General features: G+C 27.2%; 14 protein-coding genes. 6 read left to right on the top strand and 8 right to left on the bottom strand.

All coding sequences use genetic code 11. The features are described from left to right. The first annotated feature begins 24 nt into the window (after positions 1 to 24). The 5 genes from HZY31_RS01315 to HZY31_RS01295 all read left to right on the top strand — a co-directional run bounded on the left by HZY31_RS01315 (position 25) and on the right by HZY31_RS01295 (position 5,875). Positions 25 to 708 (top strand): glycosyltransferase family 2 protein, encoded by a 684-nt coding sequence (locus HZY31_RS01315; protein ID WP_297317743.1) that lies wholly within the window; start codon positions 25 to 27, stop codon positions 706 to 708. A gap of 111 nt (positions 709 to 819) precedes the next feature. Beyond that, on the top strand, positions 820 to 1,344 hold the full coding sequence (gene rplJ, locus HZY31_RS01310) for a 50S ribosomal protein L16 (protein ID WP_297317683.1): 525 nt from the start codon (positions 820 to 822) through the stop codon (positions 1,342 to 1,344). A gap of 113 nt (positions 1,345 to 1,457) precedes the next feature. Further along, complete coding sequence (gene ppsA / locus HZY31_RS01305; RefSeq protein ID WP_297317682.1) at positions 1,458 to 5,024, top strand: intein-containing phosphoenolpyruvate synthase; 3,567 nt, start codon at positions 1,458 to 1,460, stop codon at positions 5,022 to 5,024. 64 nt (positions 5,025 to 5,088) lie between these two features. Then, positions 5,089 to 5,604, top strand: coding sequence for a nicotinamide-nucleotide adenylyltransferase (locus HZY31_RS01300; protein ID WP_297317681.1), 516 nt, complete (start codon positions 5,089 to 5,091; stop codon positions 5,602 to 5,604). 13 nt (positions 5,605 to 5,617) lie between these two features. Beyond that, a complete protein-coding gene (locus HZY31_RS01295) occupies positions 5,618 to 5,875 on the top strand; it encodes a DUF2097 family protein (protein WP_297317742.1) in 258 nt (85 codons plus the stop codon). 10 nt (positions 5,876 to 5,885) lie between these two features. On the opposite strand, the gene HZY31_RS01290 is transcribed toward HZY31_RS01295, so the two are convergent. Beyond that, entirely contained in the window at positions 5,886 to 7,799 is a 1,914-nt protein-coding gene (locus HZY31_RS01290; RefSeq protein WP_297317680.1) for a PINc/VapC family ATPase, read from the bottom strand. 217 nt (positions 7,800 to 8,016) lie between these two features. On the opposite strand from HZY31_RS01290, the gene mer reads away from it, so the two are divergent. Beyond that, positions 8,017 to 9,012, top strand: coding sequence for a 5,10-methylenetetrahydromethanopterin reductase (gene mer, locus HZY31_RS01285; RefSeq protein ID WP_297317679.1), 996 nt, complete (start codon positions 8,017 to 8,019; stop codon positions 9,010 to 9,012). A 120-nt stretch (positions 9,013 to 9,132) separates the two neighbouring features. On the opposite strand, the gene HZY31_RS01280 is transcribed toward mer, so the two are convergent. The 7 genes from HZY31_RS01280 to HZY31_RS01250 form a co-directional block, all read right to left on the bottom strand. Then, a complete protein-coding gene (locus HZY31_RS01280; protein ID WP_297317678.1) occupies positions 9,133 to 9,255 on the bottom strand; it encodes a hypothetical protein in 123 nt (40 codons plus the stop codon). Between the two features lie 249 nt (positions 9,256 to 9,504). Next, a complete protein-coding gene (locus tag HZY31_RS01275; protein WP_297317677.1) occupies positions 9,505 to 11,994 on the bottom strand; it encodes an AAA family ATPase in 2,490 nt (829 codons plus the stop codon). A 123-nt stretch (positions 11,995 to 12,117) separates the two neighbouring features. Continuing rightward, the gene (locus tag HZY31_RS01270; protein ID WP_297317676.1) at positions 12,118 to 12,954 is read right to left on the bottom strand and encodes a hypothetical protein; all 837 of its coding nucleotides are present in this window, start codon (positions 12,952 to 12,954) and stop codon (positions 12,118 to 12,120) included. A gap of 38 nt (positions 12,955 to 12,992) precedes the next feature. Further along, the gene (locus tag HZY31_RS01265; protein WP_297317675.1) at positions 12,993 to 16,997 is read right to left on the bottom strand and encodes an AAA domain-containing protein; all 4,005 of its coding nucleotides are present in this window, start codon (positions 16,995 to 16,997) and stop codon (positions 12,993 to 12,995) included. 149 nt (positions 16,998 to 17,146) lie between these two features. Then, positions 17,147 to 19,255 (bottom strand): sacsin N-terminal ATP-binding-like domain-containing protein, encoded by a 2,109-nt coding sequence (locus HZY31_RS01260; RefSeq protein ID WP_297317674.1) that lies wholly within the window; start codon positions 19,253 to 19,255, stop codon positions 17,147 to 17,149. A 14-nt stretch (positions 19,256 to 19,269) separates the two neighbouring features. Continuing rightward, positions 19,270 to 20,631 (bottom strand): McrC family protein, encoded by a 1,362-nt coding sequence (locus HZY31_RS01255; RefSeq protein ID WP_297317673.1) that lies wholly within the window; start codon positions 20,629 to 20,631, stop codon positions 19,270 to 19,272. A gap of 10 nt (positions 20,632 to 20,641) precedes the next feature. Next, on the bottom strand, positions 20,642 to 22,246 hold the full coding sequence (locus tag HZY31_RS01250) for an McrB family protein (RefSeq protein WP_297317672.1): 1,605 nt from the start codon (positions 22,244 to 22,246) through the stop codon (positions 20,642 to 20,644). Positions 22,247 to 22,271: the final 25 nt, after the last annotated feature.

Genomic DNA, 22,271 nt, shown 5'->3' with positions numbered 1-22,271 from the left:
TTTTAAATATCGTGATAAATTATGATTATTGCAGTAATTCCTGCTTATAACGAAGAGAAAAATATTTTAAAAGTTTTAAAAGATTTAGAAAAGTTGAAAATTGATGTTATAGTAGTTGATGATGGTTCTATAGATAATACTTCAAAAGTTGTTAAAGATTTTGCTAAGAATTGCAATATTAAAGTTTATTTGATAAGAAATGAAAAAAATTTAGGTAAAGCAAAAGCTATTGAAGTTGGAACAAAATTTGCATTATCTTTAAAAAATTATAAATATATTATATACATTGATGGAGATTATCAACACAAACCTATGGATATTCCAAAACTATTAAATAAATTAAAGAAATATAATGCAGATGCTGTTTTTGGAGTTAGAAAATATAAATATATCCCTTTCCATAGGAGAATATCCAACTTCTTTGCATCTATTTTAATTTCATTGGCAGTTTTTATATATGCAAAGAGATTCTATTTTTTTAGAGATGTCCAATGTGGATTTAGAATTATAAAGGCAGAGTTATTAAAGGATATTAACTTTGGAGAAGGTTATGCTGTTGAACACTTTATCGCCTTACAGTTAGCAAAAAAAGGGGCTAAGATTGTTGAAGAGTATGTAAATGTTGAATATCATGATGAAGCAGTTTCATATATAACAATTAGGAAAATCTTAGAAGTCGCTGAGAAGGTTATAAAGTTTATTTTCTAAATAACAGTAAGGTTTAAATATTATGTTAAAAAATATAAGCAGAAAATATATTCATAGCATGACGGTTTTAAAATTTATTAGTTATTAAACAGTTAAAAACAGGTGATGATAATGGCTACTTTGAGACCTAATAGATGTTACAGAGATGTGGATAAGCCACCATACACAAGAAAAGAGTATGTTAAAGGTGTTCCACAACCAAAAGTAGTTCATTACATAATGGGTAATTTATCAGCAGAGTTCCCAGTTAAAGTTAATTTAGTTTCTACAAAACATATTCAAATAAGACACAATGCTTTAGAGGCTGCGAGAGTTGCGGCAAACAAATATTTAACAAAGAAATGTGGAAGATTAGGATATAAATTTCAGATTAGAGTCTATCCACACCAAATTTTAAGAGAACACAAGATGGCTACAGGAGCAGGGGCTGATAGAATTTCAGACGGTATGAGATTGGCATTTGGAAAGCCAATTGGAACAGCTGCAAGAGTTAGAGAAGGACAACCTGTAATGACTGTTTGGGTTAATCCTGATAAATTCCAAGATGCTAAGGAAGCATTAAGAAGAGCGGCAATGAAATTACCAATGCCTTGTAAAATCGTTGTTGAGCAAGGAAAAGAGTTACTCAAATTTTAAATTAACTATTTTTTATTATATTTCAGATCAATATATTTAAATCTACAAAGATAAAAAAGTTTATATACTTCTTTAATAAAAATAATTATATAACATTAAAAAGGGGATAGAAAATGAAATTTATTGCATGGTTAGATGAACTTTCAAATAAAGATGTTAATATTGCTGGTGGAAAAGGGGCCTCATTAGGAGAAATGTGGAACGCTGGTTTACCAGTACCACCAGCATTCGTAGTTACTGCTGATGCTTACAGATACTTTATAAAAGAAACTGGTTTAATTGACAAGATAAAAGAGATTTTAAAGAATTTAGATATCAACGATACAGATAAGTTAAATGAGGCTTCAGAAAAAATTAGAAAGATGTTTGAAGAGGTAGAAATGCCAGATGATTTAAAACTTGCTATAATTGAGGCATACAATAAATTGTCAGAAATTTGTAATGAAGAAGATGTAACTGTTGCAGTGAGAAGTTCAGCAACTGCCGAAGATTTGCCAGATGCAAGTTTTGCAGGACAGCAAGACACTTATTTGAATATAAAAGGAGCAGAGAATGTAGTTAAATATGTTCAAAAGTGTTTCTCATCATTATTTACACCAAGAGCTATTTTTTATAGAGAACAGAAAGGATTTGATCACTTTAAAGTTGCGTTAGCTGTTGTTGTCCAAAAATTAGTCAATTCTGAAAAAGCAGGAGTTATGTTTACCGTTAATCCAATAACAGAAAACTACGATGAGTTAGTTATAGAGGCAGCTTGGGGTTTAGGAGAAGGAGTTGTAAGTGGTTCTGTTTCTCCAGACACATACATAGTCAATAAGAAAACTTTGGAGATTATTGACAAGCATATAGCAAGAAAGGAAATAATGTTTGTTAAAGATGAAAAAGGAGAAACAAAAATAGTTGATGTTCCAGAGGATATGAAAGAAAAGCAGGTTTTAACAGATGATGAAATAAAAGAACTTGCCAAAATTGGTATAAATATTGAGAATCATTATAAAAAGCCAATGGATGTTGAATGGGCTTATGAAAAAGGTAAATTCTATATGGTTCAGGCAAGACCAATAACTACATTGAAGAAAGGTAAAAAAGAGAAAAAGACTGTTTCAGAAGAGGATATTGAAAGTAAAATATTGCTAAAAGGTATTGGTGCCTCCCCAGGAATTGCTACTGGACCAGTTAAAATAATTATGGATGTAAAAGAGATAGATAAAGTTAAAGAAGGAGACATATTAGTGACAAAAATGACTACGCCAGATATGGTTCCAGCAATGAAAAAGGCTGCAGCAATAGTGACAGATGAAGGAGGATTAACCTGTATAGAAGGAGACGCAAAAATACTTACAGACAGAGGCTTTATGAAAATAAAAGATATCTATAAATTAGTTAAAAAAGGAGAAAAATTAAAAGTGTTGGGATTAAATTCCAAAACATTAAAAACTGAATGGAAGGAGGTTATTGACGCACAGGTAAGAACTGCTGTTAGGTATGAAGTTGGAGTATATAGAAAGAACAAGAAAACAACAGATACTATAAAGATAACACCAGACCATAAGTTTCCAATATTTAAAGATGGAGGATTGCAAAAAATACCATTGGAGGACGTAATAAATAACAACTACTCAGTGTTAAGCATTGACTATATTCCAATGATTGAGGAGAAATATGAAACTCTATCTGATATAATGTATTTGTGTGGAGCAATTTTATCAGATGGTCACATAGTAAGGAAAAAAGATGGAAGACCTTTCAGAGTGAGATTTACTCAGAAAAATACGAAAAATACAGAAGAAAAAAGAGAGTTTATAAATAAAGTTTTAGAGGATATTAAACATATAAATGGAGAATTTAGACCATTTTCAAATGTAAGAAATGGAGTTGTAGAATATCAAACAAGTAAAAAACAGCCATCAGAAATATTAGGATATGAAGATAACATTAATACAATTCCATTATATGCAACAGAAAGTGAGTTAATAGATTTCTTAGCAGGTTATGTTGATGGTGATGGCTGTATAAGCAGAAGATGTAGATTAGAGATATATGAGAATGTAGAACATAAAAAGAAAATTGAAGGAATTATTTTAGCGTTGTATAGAATTGGAGCAATACCAAGAATGAGAGTCAAAAAAGGTACAAAAACCGCAGTTATATCAATAAAGAACAACATTGAAAAAATACTATCAAAAACTAAAAGAATTTCAATTGAAAAATTGAATGAATTTGATTCTAAGATAAAAGTTGATGCAAAATTAATTGACATTGCTCAGATGCTTCCAGAGTGTAAAGAATATGATTATAGAAGATATTTATACAAGTATTTCAAAAATAAATCATTTATTGGAGTTAATAAATTATATACCTACTTAAAAGAGTGTAAAAAAGTAGATACTGGCTTAAAATCTCTATTGAAAAAAGTAGAATTAATAAAAGATTCTGATATACATAGCATAAGATTAACAAAAATTAACGAAGATTATGGTGAGGTATATAACATTACTGTAAAGGCAAACAATGACTTTGACCACAACTATGTAGTTTGGACTAAAAATTACACTCCAATAGTAGTATTTAATTGCCACGCGGCAATTGTTTCAAGAGAGTTGGGAACTCCTTGCGTTGTTGGAACAAAGAAGGCAACAGAGATTCTAAAAGATGGTATGATAGTTACAGTTGATGGGGAAAAAGGAATTGTCTATGAAGGGGAGATTAAAAAAGTTGAAGAGGAGAAAAAACCAGAGGTTAGTACAACAATAGTTCAACAAGTTCCAATTATTACAGCCACTGAAGTTAAAGTTAATGTTAGTATGCCAGAGGTTGCTGAGAGAGCGGCAGCAACAGGAGCAGATGGAGTTGGTTTATTGAGAGCAGAGCATATGATATTAGGTTTAGGTAAGCATCCAAAAAAGATTTTAGAGGAAGAGGGAGAAGAGGCTTTAATTGAGGCACTAATGGAAGGTATTAGAAAAGTTGCAGATGCATTTTATCCAAGACCTGTAACTTATAGAACATTAGATGCTCCAACAGATGAATTTAGAGGTTTAGAAGGAGGAGAAAACGAGCCTATTGAACATAACCCAATGTTAGGTTGGAGAGGAATTAGAAGAGGTTTAGATGAAGTTGATATATTAAAATGTGAATTAAAGGCTATTAAGAGATTGAGAGAGGAAGGTTATAAGAATATAGAAATTATGATTCCTCTTGTAACTCATCCTGATGAAGTTAGAAAAGTTAAAGAAATTGCAAGAGATGTTGGTTTAGAATTAGGGAAGGATATTCCATTTGGAATTATGGTTGAAACACCTGCTGCAGCTTTAATCATTGAGGACTTTATAAAAGAGGGAATTAACTTTGTAAGTTTAGGAACTAATGATTTAACTCAATACACAATAGCAATAGATAGAAACAACGAGTTAGTTTCAAAATACTATAAAGAGGATCATCCTGCTGTATTAAAATTGGTGGAATATGTTATAAAAACTTGTAAGAAACATGGAATAAAAACATCAATATGTGGGCAAGCGGGAAGTAGGCCTCATATAGTTGAGAAATTAGTAGAGTGGGGAATTGACAGTGTATCGGCAAATATTGACGCTGTAGAAACAATAAGAAGAGTAGTAGCAAGAACTGAGCAGAAAGTAATATTGAACTTTATTAGAAAATCTTACTTAGAAAAAGAATAAATTTAATAATTCCTCTTTTATTTTTTATTTTAGTTATTTTATATTATCTATTTTTGGTGATATGTTGAGAGGGTTTATAATAGGGAGATTTCAACCATTTCATAAAGGGCATTTAGAGGTTATCAAAAAAATATCTAAAGAAGTTGATGAGATAATAATTGGAATAGGTAGTGCTCAAAAGAGTCACACATTAGAGGATCCATTTACCGCCGGAGAAAGGATTCTTATGATTACTAAAACTCTTAAAGATTATGATATAACCTATTATCCTATTCCAATAAAAGATATTGAATTTAATTCAATTTGGGTTTCTTATGTTGAATCTTTAACTCCTCCTTTTAATATTGTATATAGTGGAAATCCATTAGTTAGAGTTTTATTTGAAGAAAGAGGTTATATAGTAAAAAAGCCAAAAATGTTCAATAGAAAAGAATACTCTGGAACTGAGATTAGAAGAAGAATATTAAATGGCGAGAAATGGGAACATTTAGTCCCTAAGGCAGTTGTTGAAGTAATTAAAGAGATTAATGGAGTTGAAAGATTAAAAAAATTATCTCAAACTGATAAAATAATAGAATGAGGTTAATATTATGATTGAAGAATTTATTGATATTAAAAATTCTGAAGAAATCTATGCTTATTTTGAAAATGTAGATTATGGAGAGTATATTGAAATATACTTTGGTAGAGTTCATGTTGAAGGAAAATTATTGCTTTATGAAGATGGATTTTTAAGATTATTTCATGAAAAATATGGAATTATTGAGATAGAGATTGAGAAAATTTTAGATGATATAATAGAGGTAGCACATACTAAAAAAGATAAAAGAATTGTATTAAGATTTTATTGAGTTTTAATCTTTATGAATGTATATCAACATAAATATCTTTTCCTTTTATCATTGCATCTAAAATTTCTTTACCAACCTTTGTTTTTTTGTTTATCCTAACTGTTCCATCATTTCTAACAGTTACAGTTGTTAGTAACTTCCCATCAATATATATCTTTATATTCTCTCCAGCGTAATCTTCCCCAACATCAACAACAACATATTTATCAGTTTCATATATTTTTGTAGATTCAAGTTCATTTACAAATTCATACTTTCTATATATTTTTTCCATATCCTTTTTTTCTTCAGTCTCTTTTTCTTTAACTGAAATCTTTAAACCTAGCATATCTTCTAACTTAGATATTTCTTTTCCTCCTTTTCCTATTATAGTCCCAACATATTTCTCTGGAACTATTAAATCTATTGAGTTATCTCCTGTAACTTTTACCATTGGTTTAGCTTTTCTTGGTAGAAGTTTTTTTAAAATTTCCTCTAATCTCTCCTCAGCATATCCATAGATTGGAGATTTCTTTGTATCTTCTTTAATTGGCATAACTACGACTTGCTCTCCATAAGTGTAAATCTCATATTCAACTTTACCAGTTTCAAAATCCATAACTTCAATTACTGGTCTTGCTAAATCTTCCTCAACCATTCCATAAGGAACTTTAACTGTAAAATCAATTTCATAAACTTTCTGAATCTTACCATCTTTTATAAATATTACTGTATCTACAACTTGTGGAATAACTCCAAGTTCTACTCTCCCAATTAATCTTTGAATAGCATCTATTGGTTTTGAGGCATGAACTACTCCAACCATTCCTACTCCTGCCATTCTCATATCTGCAAAAATTTCAAAATCTCTGGTTTTTCTAACTTCATCATAGATTGTATAATCTGGTCTAACTAACAGTAAGATGTCGCAAGTTTTTTCCATATCGCCCTCTAATGGTGCATATTGAGTTATCTCCTTACTAACTTGCAAATCTCTTGGACTTTCCATTGTTTTAACTATTTTTCCTTGCTGTCTATAAAATTCTGCCAATGCCGCTACAAATGTAGATTTTCCACTTCCAGGTGGGCCAGAGACAAAAATTCCTTCTGCTCTTTCTTTTAATCTTTGTAATAGTTTCTCTGACAGTTCATAATCTTCTAATGATGCTTTAACTATTGGTCTTACAGCAGTAACTTCCAACGCTTCAGAAAATGGAGGTCTTGCTATGGAAATTCTTAAATTTCCTAATTGAATTACAGTGGCTCCTTTTCTTTGAATTTCAAAAAATCCATTGTTTTGTTCGGCATATTTTATAATGTTATCTATTATATCCTCCATTTCTTCCTTAGTTAATTCCTTATCACCAATAGGGACTAATTTAACATCTCCAGGTTTTCCTTTTTTAGCATAAGGAAGACAACCTTCTTTTAAATGAACTGACATCGTTTCGTTATCAAAGTATTTTTCCAATACAAGTTCAACTTCTTCCTCTAAGGTTTCTAAGAAATATGCTTCAATTCCTTGGGCTTTAGCTAAATTATACTGAATCCAATCACTCGTTAATAATATAGAATTTGTCTCTTTAGCCACTTTTCTAATCATCGCATCAATTTCTCCACTTTTTGCTAAAAATATCTCTTCCCTTGTAGGTCTTTCTCCAACATACTCAACTTTTATATTATGCTCACTGGCTTTTTCTATAAGTTTTCTTAACTCTTCTATTCCTCTATAACCAATTTCTCTACCCATATTTGCCTGATATTCTAATTCAGAAACAACAGCCTCAGGAATTATTATTACAGCATCTTTGAGATTTCCTCTCTCAATTAGTTCAGTAATTCTTCCATCAATAACCACACAAGTATCAACACAAACTTTTTTCCCTATAAGATTTAGTTCATCAATTGATTTAGTTTCTAACTTTTTTCTTTCTTCAAGATTCATAATAATCACCGTAAATTATTATAATTATTTATTTTGTTAGTATAAAATAATATAAATAGTTTAATAGAAACATTTTTACAAAATTTTTAGAAAATTTAATACCCCATATTAGGAAATTTTACCTCTATAAATATTTTTCGATTTGTGGTAAATAGAAAACTTAATTACTATCACTAAAATAATATAATAATTGTTAATAATAAAAAAAGGTGAGATAATGAAATTTGGAATAGAATTTGTTCCTAATGAACCTATACAAAAACTCTGTTACTATGTAAAGTTGGCTGAAGATAATGGATTTGAATACTGTTGGATTACAGACCACTACAACAATAGAAATGTATATATGGCTTTAACTGCTATAGCAATGAATACAAACAAAATTAAGTTAGGTCCTGGAGTTACCAACCCATATGTTAGAAATCCAGCAATTACTGCTTCAGCAATCGCTACATTAGATGAATTATCTGGAGGTAGAGCTGTTTTAGGTATTGGTCCAGGGGACAAAGCAACATTTGACACATTGGGTATTGAGTGGGTTAAGCCTGTTACAACATTAAAAGAAAGTATAGAGGTTATTAGAAAATTATTAGCAGGAGAGAGAGTCTCTTTTGAAGGAAAAGTCGTTAAATTGGCAGGAGCTGCATTAGCAGTTAAGCCTATTCAAAAGAAAGTCCCTGTCTATGTGGGGGCTCAAGGGCCAAAGATGTTAGAGACTGCTGGAATGATTGCAGATGGTGTTTTAATTAACGCATCAAATCCAAAAGACTTTGAAGCGGCAATTCCTTTAATTAAGAAAGGAGCTGAAGCTGCTGGAAGAAGCATGGATGAAATTGATGTTGCCGCTTATGCATGTATGTCAGTAGATAAAAACTCAGAAAAAGCTAAACAAGCAGCTGTTCCTGTCGTTGCATTCATTGCTGCAGGATCTCCACCAGTAGTTTTAGAGAGACATGGTATTGATGCAGAAAAAGTTAATAAAATTAGAGAGGCATTGAAAAAAGGAGACTTTGGAACAGCCTTTGGAACAGTTGATGACACTATGTTAGAGGCATTCTCAATTTACGGTACACCAGAAGAAGTTATTGAAAAATGTAAAAAATTAGCAGAAATGGGAGTAACTCAAATAGTTGCTGGATCACCAATTGGACCAAACAAAGAAACAGCAATTAAATTAATAGGTAAGAAGATAATTCCAGCATTAAAAGAATAATATTTTTCTCTATTTTTCTTTTTTATTCATAATATAATAATATGGATACTTAACATTTAATTAGGATATTAATCTTTTAAAAACAGATTTTTTAACCTTAATAATAACTAATTTTAAACATTAAAGCTCTCCCCTTACAGTTCTCTCACTAAGATATTCTTCATAATATTTGGAATATTTAGCAAAATTCATACCAAAATCTAAGAATAATCCATTTCCATTCTCTTCTATTATTTGCCCCATCGTAAATGGTTATTTTCATATTAATTCCCCTCCCCAACTCTTGAGGATTTCTTAATTAAAAATTTATAAGGTTAAACATTCCTTTAGGATTTTAATTTTATTGTATAGTTCTTTCGAATTCCTAACATCTTCAGTAGTAGATATGATTAATATCTTGTCATTTTCTTCAAATATCTTCTCAAAACATTCTTTATCTAAATCTTTAATGTATATTCTACAAAATCCTTCATTTTCATATACTTTTAGTTTCTATTCTGCAGTTTTATTATAATCCTCATTATTCAACATTCCTAAATGCTCCCAAAGTATTATTTTATTTTCATAATTAGAATTTAACCTAAAATCTGGAAGCATATCACCATAAGGAACTTCGTACTCATAGTTAATATTTTCATAATACAGCAGATTGGCAATTAAACACTCCTGCCAACTTCTAACAATATCACCTTTTAAAGTAATAACCTTCAAATGTTCTGGGTAATGTCTTGGGTCTATTGGTGAATTAAACAATATTGAATATCTTCCAATAACTTCAGAATATTTTCCAGCATTAAATAAAGTATCTAAACTATCTGTAATAATATATAGTTTCTTTTTAGCCCTTGTTATAGCAGTGTATATAAGTTCTTTTGAGATGTTGCTATATTTTGGTAGAACAAATATAACATTTTCAAACTCACTACCCTGTGATTTATGCGTAGTTATTGCATAAGCATGTTCTAGTGTATTCTTTAATTTTTCTAAAAATACCTGAACTTGTGGGAAATAGAATTTCACAACAAATGTCCTATTTTGAGATGTTTTATCAATATATCCCATCATTCCATTAAAAACTCCATGATTGTATATAGGTTTGTTTCTTTTATAATCCCAAACATCTAAATTCCAAATATTCTCTGTTTGTATTACTTTGTCAGCATAGCCCCAACCACAAGTAAATTTAAACCTTATAAAATTATTTCTAATAGATTCATTTATATATTTTGAATCATCTCTAATCCACTGATTAATCCAATAAGAACTTAAGAAACCTCTATTTTTTGTGTAAGTTAAAATTTGAACCTTATCATCATATACAAAACATTTAAAGAAATCCCTATAATTCTCTGGATTTCCATTATTATCTTTTATTATTTCATCAATGGCATATTCTAATGCCTTTTGTGGATTATCTTTCCAAACTAAAACAATTATTCTCTCTATTCCATTTTCATCTTTAAGGGAATATTTTGTAAATCCACTCATTACCTCCTCAGATAATTTTAATTCCTTAATAATTTTGTATTTGCTCTCTTTGTTAACATTTAAGAATAATTCAGAGAATTCAACTATTCTCTTTGACTCTGCTCTTAAACAAATTTTAAGTTCAGCAATGTATTGTTTATCTTTATTTTCTTTTCTTTTTAAGTATTGATATAAATCAAAGAATGGTTTTCCTGGCTCTACAGGTGGAAGTTGATTTACATCCCCTATAAATATAATCCTTTTTAATTTCCCTAAATTTATACATTTTAATAGATTGTAAAGCATTTCAGTTCCTACTATTGATGCCTCATCTATTATTAAGACATCTACATCTTTTTTAGTAGTTATTTCAAACTCCTTATACTCCCAATCAAATCTACCACATTCTTTTATAAATCTATGAATTGTTGTTGGGCTTTTTATACATTCATACTTATCTGCAATATCTTCAAGTGCCTTTTTAATTCTAACTCCTGCTTTTCCTGTGGGGGTTAAAATTACAATATTATTTGGTTTTTCTTTCTCACAGATAATCTCTAATAACACTCTAATAACGGATGTCTTTCCAGTACCTGCTGGACCTGTTAATATGGAGCATCCATTTTCTAATAATAATTTTATAGCATTTGTTTGGTCTTCAAGAGCTTTTTTATATAGCTCTTCAGGTATATTAATAGGTTTTTTATCTTTTAATTTTTCTTTTATCTCTTCTTCACTGATTTCAACATTCCAAGATTTTTCTAACATTTCATTAATCCTATCTTCAATATACGTTTCCTTTTCTCTAATATCTTTTAATGCAAATAATTTTAGGTTATAGGGTCTATCAAGTTCATCTTTAAATGTTGTCTCTCCTATCCAAATTTTTTCTTTAATGTAATCTATATGTTCATCAATCAACTCCAAAAATCTATCAAAATCAAATCTAACTTCTTCAGGAACATATTTGTTTATTTCGTTATAATAATATTTCAAATCCTTTTTAACAGAAGGTAAATCATTTGGGGGTAATGGTAGAACAGTATACCCATCAGACAACGCTTTTTTTAATATAGCAATAAGTAAAGCTCTTATTCTATGCTTATTTGTAATATCAAAATTATCTTTCAATCTTCTCTTTTCCCAACTATCAAGTTCCCAAAAGCTTATATCTAAAAACAATTGTTCTTTTGGCTTTAACTCTTCATAAAGTAAATATGGATTTTCTAAAACTTTATTTATATTAATAAATTTTTTCTTATTATACTGTTTAAAAATTTCTTCAATTTGTGATTTAGTTAATGAATAGTATGGGATATAGTTTATTAAAAAATTCTGTTCTGGCTTTGATAGTTTATTAAAATTATTTAAAACATTTCTATCAATTTTCCACTTAGGGTTAGGTTTGTTTTCTTCTAAAGATTCTTTAACTTCCTTATACATCTCCTCTTCTTTTCCATTTTTAACTGCATCAATATACATGGAAATAGCATCTTCTACTCCACAAAATCTCAAAACTGAAGGTAGAGAAGGATACTTAAATTTTAATTTTTTTAATTCATCTAATTGCTTTTTAATTCTTTCTTCATATTTTTCAATTTCTACCTTCCTAAACTCTTTTAACTTACCTTTTAGCCCTTAATGTTCTTCCATTAAATTTTTGATATTTTTTATAATTTCTAACGCTTTTTCTAAGATAATACATGAGAATTCATTTGGTAGGAAGTTTGTGGTATATAAAAATGATTTTTTCATTTCATTTGGAATATTTAATATTAAATCTTCAGGAATATTCTCATATCCAAAGTATTCTCCCAGTTCTTGGTATGGGATGATAAATATAATATCCTCTGGATCAAATTCAATAGAGATATATGGATATATTTTTCCATAATTTAAATTTTTAAAGAGTGATTTATAAAAATTAACATCATTTAGTTTATTAAAATCTTTATCTTCGATAGATATTAGATATTTTTGATAATTTCCATTATTATCTTTAACTGAGCATTCAATTACTAATTTTTTATCTTTTGGCTTAACACATGCTACTAAAAATCTATCATCAACAACAGGGTTTTCTCTACAATACAAAAAGCATAATGCATCATCGTTGTAGTAGAAATTAAACCAGTAATCTAAAAAAATATCTTTTAATACATCAATTTTCTTATTATTTTCCTCTTTAATTGTAGTCCATCCATAAACCATGCTGTTAAATTTGTATTGATAGAATAAATTTATTTCATTACCACATGCGTCCCATTTTTTACCATTATATTCAACTTCATTTGCTATTTTTCCAGCATTATTTTCGCATTTAATTTCTTCAATTGGATTTTTACCATATTGCAATCCAAATTTTCCTTTTTTAATATGTCTAAAACTCTCACAATATTTATTCTTTTCAGGATTTCTACAGATTTTTCCATTCCATCCACTATCATGCCATGCTATTAATGTGGTGAGATGCATACTACCCCTCCCAAAAATTGTAATTTTAATTTCATTATTCATTTATTAATAAATACATCAATTGAATTTAGATTCTTATTATTTATTTCATCAAGTTTTATTTCATATTTTACACCAATATCCTTTCCATAAGTATTTATCTTTCCATGAGTTGAAATAAAGGATATATTCTTTATTATTTTTCCATTGAGGAGTGATTTTTCTAATTCTTCACTACCTATTATTTTAACACCACCATCTAACTGTTTAATATACCCATACAATCTAATTAAATTTTCTGAAATGTTATTGACATTTGGGAGTAGAATAAATAAATAGTCTCTTGCCCTACTAATGGCAACATTTAGCAAGTTTTTGTTATTTAGAAGGGAATTATTGTTAATATTGTTAGTATTTGGTGGGTTTAATACAACAATTATAATATCACACTCTTCTCCTTGGAATTTATGGACAGTTGAAGCATAAATTTCAATATCGTCATCTTCTATTTGGTTTGAAATTAAACCTTCGATTAAATGGCTTTGAAATTTATATGGAGAAATTATACCAATTGATTTTTTTAATCTTTGATTTTTAAATATTTCTTTTATCTTTAGGGCTAATTCTGTTGCCAATATTGCAGAGTAAATATTTATTGGTGAATTTTCAATTTTATAGACATCTTTTAACCTTTCACCTTCTTTAATATCACACTTAACGACGCATATATTTGAATTAGTCATATTGGATAAGTAATCTGGTTTTTCAGATTCTCTATAGTGTTTTAGAATTCCATTATATGTGTATCTACTAAACAATTCTCCAATTGGTGTTATGCTTCTATATTGTTTTGTTAATCTAACATAGCCACATCTAAAATGAGTCTCATAATCTTCTGTAATGTTATGCATGTCTATTTCCAATAAATCATTAAACATTTTGTAAATGTTGTATTCTCTCCAATATTCTGACATCCCTACTGGTTGTATTTGGTTTGGGTCTCCTGAAATCCATATACTTTCTAAATTGTCATTATCATAATGTAGTATTGCACATATTATATAAGGCAATGGAATCATTGAACATTCATCAATAATTAAAATGTTAGGATTGTAATTCTGTAATGTTTCATCATAACTTATTTTTACAATGGTTGTAGCTACAATACTTGCATTGTTTATATTCTCACTTGCTAAATCTTCAATTTTTTCATTTGAAGTTGATTTGTATCTTACAACCAATTTGTTATTAATTAATTCTTCTGCTTTATTTTGATATTGTTTTAAATGTTCAATTTTTCCTTCGGAAACATCTCTAATCTTCTGGACAAATACATCCACTGCTTTATTTGTTGGTGCAAGGAATAATATTTTCTTATTTTTTAAATCTTCAATTTTTAAAATATCTTCAACAATTTTTGTTGTTTTCCCCGTCCCCGGTGGTCCATATATGATTTTTATTTTGTTAAGTTTATTTAATATTTCTCCTTTAATATTATAAGATAACGAATCATATATTTCTTTTAATGTTTCTAATAAATAGCTTAAATCCCCAATTTCAATGGTTATTTTCTTGGGTTCTCTGGTAATTGATTTAACTTTAATTCTTACTTTGTTTTTATCAACTGAAATTGCAGAGAATTCAATTAGGTTATTATTTTCATCATAAATTCTAATGTTTGGTAAATCCTCAATAAATTGTGGGACAGGTTTATTTGACAATGATAATTCCAATAAATAGTTAGATATTTTTTTAACTTTATAGAAAGTTATTTTTAATGTATTACTTACAAATTTTCTTTTTGACATCATTAATTCAATTTCTATAAGTTTTTTAAACCAATCTACTGAATATGGTTCTGATGAATAAAATTCTTCCAATGTTTCATTTAATTTTTCTATTAATTTATTTATGTAATCATTTCTCTCATTCTCATAGTATTTTATTGGTTTTTGTATTTTTGTAATTTTTCTACATTCATAATTGCTTTTTAAACATTCGACACTGTTTGTATCATCTTTTATATAATTTTCTTCTCTTTTTTGTTTCTTATCAGAAATTTTATTTTTTAATCTTTTTTTATCTTTTAAACTTTCTGTTTTCTTTATTTTTTCATTCCTTTTAGATATTAATTTATCATAATTATCATATTCTTTATAAATTTTATTAGATCCACCAATATCAGGTTTTATACCTTCATGATTGTTTTTATTATCTCCTAAATCTTTTATTTCAGTTATATCATTATCCTTTTTGTCATCTGTTTTTATTTCATTAGTCTTATCGTATTCTTTTATCTTACCATTATCTATTTTGTTACTTTCTTCAATTTTTTCGATATTTTTAGATTCATCTTCTTTATTTATTTCATTTAAATTAGTGTCAATATTGTTATTAATGGCATTTTCTTCATTAGTATCCTCATAATCAGTTATTTCAAAATATTTTTTAACATCAATATCAAAGTTAATGCCTCTTTTACACCATTTTTTTAATATTTTTTCTTTATTTTTTGTAATCATTAAATCTTTTATGAATTCTCTCAAATTATTAATTTTATATTTCATAAAGTATTCTTCAAAAGCATCGCCAATTAAATCAGGTATATCTTCAACACTTGAAACATAAAGGGTTCTATTTTCTAAGTCTAAATAACTTTCAATTTCATCATTAGCAGTTTTATTTTTAATTTCATATTCTGCAAATATTTTATCAGTTTTCCAAATCTTTATTTTTGGTAGTTTTTTAAGAATATCCTCAAGTTCCTCATCTTCTTCATTTTTTGATAATATAAATTTTATAATCTCAGGCATGATTTCATTAAGTTTGTTAGTCCATACACTCAATTCCTTTTCTTTATTTCCATATTTTATCGATATTTTTATACTCTCAGATAAACTTTCCGCACCAAATTCTTTTGTAAATTCTTTATTAAATTCCCAAAATGGTACTTTGTCTTTAAATAATTCATAATAATGTTTATGGTCGTTTATAACAATTTCATTAATATAATAAAATTTATACTCCCCATTTTTATTAGCAAGCCAATATCGCCCATTTTTTAATTTATTGAGTTCAGATTCATACTCTATCCATAAGTTTTCATCTAATTTTAAATCATCCCAAATTTTTTTATACAATCTTTGAATCCTTTTTTTAATTTTGTCATTTATTGCTTCTACATTCTCACTAATATCTATTATAGCGTTAATATAATCAGATATGTTTGCTTTTACTTTAACTCCAATTTTTTCAAAGAATAGTTTCATTTCTTCATCCTTATAGTATTTGACTAAATAGTCTTTTAGATCTTCAAATACAATGCTTTCATCTTCCCAAAATACTTCATCAATTTTTCTCCATTTTTTGGATTTTGGGATATATATTAATGGATACTTTGAGAAATAATCTTTTACTTTCTCTATATTATTATTTTTTATGATTTCAGAATAAATAAACTTATAAATTTTAAGTATTTTATTGAATTCTACATCATTTCCGCTTAAACCTTTAAGATAGTCCAAAATATCATAAATATTAGCATTTATTTTAATTCCTACAATTTCTGCAATGGATTTTGAATATTCATCAACAAAATCTGAATGTAGATAATTAACATTATCTCCCAATAGTTCTTTATTTTCATTTGTTGGATAGAATAACTCAGTAGGTTTCCTAAATACTCTATTTTCATCATATAACCATTCAGATTCTTTAAGTAGTGTGTAAATATAACTATCAAAAGATTTTGTTTTATGACCACGATAAAACCAATGATACATTCCCTTTAATTTTTCATTTTCTAATGTATTTTCATTTTCTAATGTAATGTCTTTTAAAAACTTCCATATACTTTTAGAAATTTCAAAAGCATTTTGTCCATTTTTTATATTATTTAATGCATTTTCAAGACCTTCAATTTCCCAATCACATAAAATATAACAATGGTTGGAATATTCATCTCCATATAATCTTCTTTTTAATCTAGATTCAATTAAAGGTATTATGCCCCATTCACTACTAATATATATAACTTCACTAAATTGGTTTTTTTCTGTTTCCATTTTAATTATATAGTTATAATCGTAACAACAACCCCTTTTTTCACAAACCCATATTTTATACTTCAAAATTGGTTTATCATTACATCCAATCTCTTTTAAAAATTTGAACCATTCTTTTCTTTCTTTTTCATTATCTAAATAATTTTCAATTACGAAATCAGCGGATATCCAGTAAAATACACTTCAAGTGAATCATCGCCACTATACTTTTTTAGAATATAAGCATTTATAGGTTTTGAAAATTTAATATTTCCATCTTTATCCCTAACTTGAATAATATAACTTTCTTTTATTTTATCCAAAACCTCTTTTTTCTCACTTCCTTTCAACTTATTTAAATTTTCTTTAATATATCTTAAATCTTCAATATTTTCTTCATAACTAACATCTGGTACTTCATTTTCATATTTTAGCAAAATTCCCTCTAAAATTATAATCTTTTCATTTAATTCTTTAATTTTAAGTTTTTCTTCAAAGAATTTTTTGATTTTATCATCTTTCAACAATCTTTTATTAATAAAATTAAATCTTTCAATTTTAAGATTTTCGCTATCTTTAACAGGGAAATATACGCCCTCATCCAAACATACAAAATTTTCAGATTCTGTTAATATAAACTTTAACTTTCTTATTTTGTCTAAAAATTCATCATTTTCGCTCCAATTCTCGATTAGTTCATTAAGAAATTTAAGATAAATACTATAATCAAGATTTTTAATCCATTCATTAATCTTCTCAAAATCTGCTTCACTATCCTTCAATAAACTAACGATAGAATAATTTTTTAAAAACTTTTTATTTTTGAATTTTTTACTCCTAATAAGTTTTTCAAGTTTTTTATTATCAACATATAGCCAATATTTATTAATTCCAAAATCTTTTGGATGTATATTAAGCTCAGTATTTTTAATTATAACTTTATCTTTATTTTCAAATAAAATATCTCCATTTTTATCTTTACAAGGGATATTTTCACTAATATAACTCATTAACTCATCATACACGAACTTTTTGACATTTTCATCTTTTGGTTCATCACTACTTAATATTGCATAAAATAACTCTTCAAATTCTTTGATATTTTTAGTTCTTTTAGTAATTTCTTTTATTTCTTCCAATTTATTTTTTATTAATTTAACAGATTCTTTAAGGATATTAATATTTATATTATCTTTACCACTTCCTTTTAATTTCCTTCTTGATGTTTCAATTTTAAATTTTGAAGAGTTAATTATAAAGTTTAATCCATGTTTTTCATCTGCAATAGGGAAATAACAATAAAAGTTTGGTCTATCTTTTAAAATATCGTTAAATGGACTGTATGCAAAAACAATCTCTTTTTCATTATTTTCTTTGTTTTCTTTTAATATTATGTGTTTTATATTTTCTTCTGGTTTTTTAAAAGATATTCCATTTATTATTACTTTCCTTAAGCTACTTAAGAATATTAATGAATTTTCTATCTCATTTATTTGTTTCTTTAAATTTTCCTCAAAATTATCTTTATTTATTAATTCCAAGAAAAATAAACTACCTCTTTCAAAATTTTTTAATGTATCATTAATATTCATTTCTTCTATGAATTTTTTCAATTCAATAATTTCTTTTTCTTCAAATAATATTCTTTCATTTCCATCTAAATCATAAACTTTTTCGTTAATTCCTACTGGAACAGCCGTTAAAATTGGCTTAAACAATACAGGATGTTCAACATCTGCAGATTCAAAACTATCACAATTTAAAAAATCTTCTATTTCTTTTTTATCACCCCAACTAAAAATTATTGGTGCTTTATATTTCATTATTTGTTCTACTCCTCCCAATAAATGATATACAAGTTTGAAACCAATTCCAAACTTTCCAATATATTTTCTATGTTTAATTAAACTATTTTCATTATTAGAACTTTTAGTTGATTGCCCAACATTACATATTGATTTTATATTTCTATCTGAAAATGGTTCTCCATTATTAACAAAAAGAAGATATTTATCATTATAATACACAAGTAATTTATCTGCATCTGCATCCTCAGCATTTTGCATTAATTCATAGATTATTTGGTAGTCTCCAGTTAAATTTATTTCTTTATTTAGAAAACTTTCAATATTACTTTTATCACCATGAACTATATGAAAAAATTCTCTTATATTCTTTGACACTTCATCATAATCTTTTTCTGAAAGCCTTTTTCCAAGTATGCTATTTTTTATCCAATCTTCCCTAAACCTACTCATATCTCTAACTCTTAATTCCATAATCCCCCACCAATTTAAATATTGGATAAATTAATTAAATAATTTTGTTCATTTATTAGTGTATTAAGACAATTTATAAACTCCTCATCAATCCCATCCCCAGTAATCAACTTTTCCATATCGTAAGTTAATACATAGAGTTTTATCTCATTATCAAAGAATGTAGCCTCACCAATTATTGGATTTTCTCTTCTAAAACTATTATAGTTTTTATATTTTGGGAAGATTAGGACAGCATTGACATTTTTATCATTTGTAGAGTAGTATTTTGCATAAGTATAAACTTGCCTTAGTATATCAGATGATAAGTCTATTTTTCCATTTTCTTTTTTAATTTCCTTATATTTTGCATCTAAAACTAACAATGGTTTATTGTTTTTATAAATAACATAATCTGGTTTTTGTTGTATATTTTTTAATCCTTTTAATGTTTCTTTTTTAAATAAATCAAAACTATCTTGATATCTAATTTCAAAGTCTAAATTCTTTGATAATATTGAACAAATAAACTTCTCAAACAAATCGTTCATATCTACAAAGAATCCAACCGCATCTTCTCCTTCAACTTCTCCAAATGTTGATAAGATTATTTTGGCTAAATTGAATGGTTTTTTAAACCTCTCATTCAGTCGAATAAAATGCACTTTCTTAAAATCATGAATAGTTATTTTTCTTAAGTTAATACCATCAAAAATTAACATTAACTCACTTAGGAGTTTTTTATTTATTTGCCATTTTGTTTTTTTCATTGAAATGTAGGTTGTGTAGTAAAATATTTGATTTAGAAGATTGTTTTCAGTGAATACATGATATTCTATGGAAAATTTATGCCTTTGATGAGGAAGTTTTCTTATTTGCTTATCTATCAATAACTTCCCTTTTAAGAATTTTTTCTCTTCTCTAACTCTCACATACTCCCTATAAAATCCCCTCCCAATTTCTTTTAACAATGAATAAGCAAAGAGATAAATAAAAACTTCTAATATTGTTGTTTTTGATTCCTCATTTTTTACTTTTGCCAATTCCTGCTCTTTGATGTTTAAGTTATATGCATAGTTCATCATTTTTACAAAGGCGAGGATTTTTTCTATGTCAGAGTAATCCTCATTTTTAAAAACTTTTGGTAGAATTTGGATAACTTTGTTATCAACTGCTACAAATCCAACATAGTGTTTAGCTTTTATTTCATTATAATAAATTCTAAAAATACTGTCATATTCATTCTCTTCATATTCATTATCTTTTACAATTGATTTATTTTTTCTATTAATTGTTTTAAATAGTTCTACAATCTTATTTTTACTCAAATTTAATTTTTCTTTCAAGTCTTCAAAGTTTATGGATTGATGTTCATAAAAAGTAAGTGTATTATTCATTCCCCTCCCCTTATTGGTTATTTTGGATAATTTCTTTTAATGCATTGATAAACTCATCTCCTTCAAGTTTTTTAATTTCACAATTATCAACATCTACAAATTTCTCTCCAAGAACTTTTTTTAAACTATCAAAGTCCCCATAGAAGTATTCTTCTAACAATGGGATTATTTCATGATACCAAACAAACCATAAATTATCTTTATTATTTACATTTAAGAAATATGAATGTCCTATTCTGTGGTCTCTATCTTTTAATTTAACAATTTTATCATTTAAAGCTTTTAATAACTCTGCTAAGTTAATTTCATCAATATTTTTGTCATTCAAGACATCATAATCTGGCTCAATTTCTATAAATCCAAATCTCCTTCTTAAAGCAATATCTAATAATGCAATACTCCTATCTGCTGTATTCATCGTTCCAATTATGTATAAGTTTGGTGGAACAGCAAACGGCTCTTTTGAGTATGGTAAAGTTGTAATTATTTCGTTCTCTTCCCCTAATCTTTTATCTTTTTCTAAAAGTGTGATTAACTCTCCTAAAATGTTTGATATGTTTCCTCTGTTTATTTCATCAATTATTAGGTAGTATTTTGGTGCATTTTCAAAGTCTTCTTTTGTTAGAGATTTATTTTTAATAGCTTCGATTACTTTTTGTTTTATTTGGTCGTATGTTAAGTTTTCATTTTTAGTATTTTTTAATTCATTCTCTATTTGTCTTAATTCTTCTAAGATTGCATAGTAGTATGATGGATGAGCAAATTTAATATCTGAAGGTTTTTTTATGTTGGGATTATTATTGTAAAATTCCTTTAATTTATTAATTAAAATTGATAGGTCCTGTTCATTATTTCCATTAAGTGGTTTTACATAAATGGTAGCATCAGTATATCTACATATTTCAAACTCTTTTCCAGTTTTTGTTTTTAATGTACTTCCTACAGGATATTTTTCTTTGAATTTTTCAATTAATGTGCTAAAATCAATATTACTGACAATTATATTTTCATTGTATTCTTTTTTCTTTAGAACTTCCCAAATAGCCAAAATACACATTCTCTTAAATATCCCGTCCTCAACTTCATAAATGATATTATTACCATTTCCATTATCCTTAGTTTTTGGTCTAAAGCCTTCAATAAAATCTTCATAGGAATAAGATTGATGAAATGTAATGAATCCATATTTATTTTTATTATCGTTAGTTTTTTCTTCAACATATTTCCTTGCTAAGTATGTTTTTCCAGTTCCTGGAACTCCATAAAGAATAATTTGTCCTTTTTTATCTAAAATTTTGTCTATAATAGTATCACCCCCAAAATATAATTTTAAAACCTTATCTATCTTTTCAATAATTTCCTTTAACTCTTTTTTTCTATTTTCATCTATATTTTCATTTTTTAATAATTCTTCATGTTTATTTTTTGCTTTAATTAAAATTTCTTTTATTGTTTCTGGTTTTATATTATTATTTTCCCCAATGTATGAAAATCCAGCCATTCCTACTGAAATTCTATCGTTAGGAACTTCTACATATCCTTCCTCATCAAAAACTGTAGAATACTCCTTTTCCCCACATATTTTTACTTTATATGTTTCCTCACCACTCAGCACTCTTTCAAGATATTCTTTTTCATTA

The sequence above is a fragment of the Methanocaldococcus sp. genome (assembly GCF_024490875.1).
In the GTDB taxonomy this organism is placed as follows: Archaea; AGJL01; Methanococci; order Methanococcales; family Methanocaldococcaceae; genus Methanocaldococcus.
This window is presented reverse-complemented; position numbering and strand designations above follow the sequence as displayed.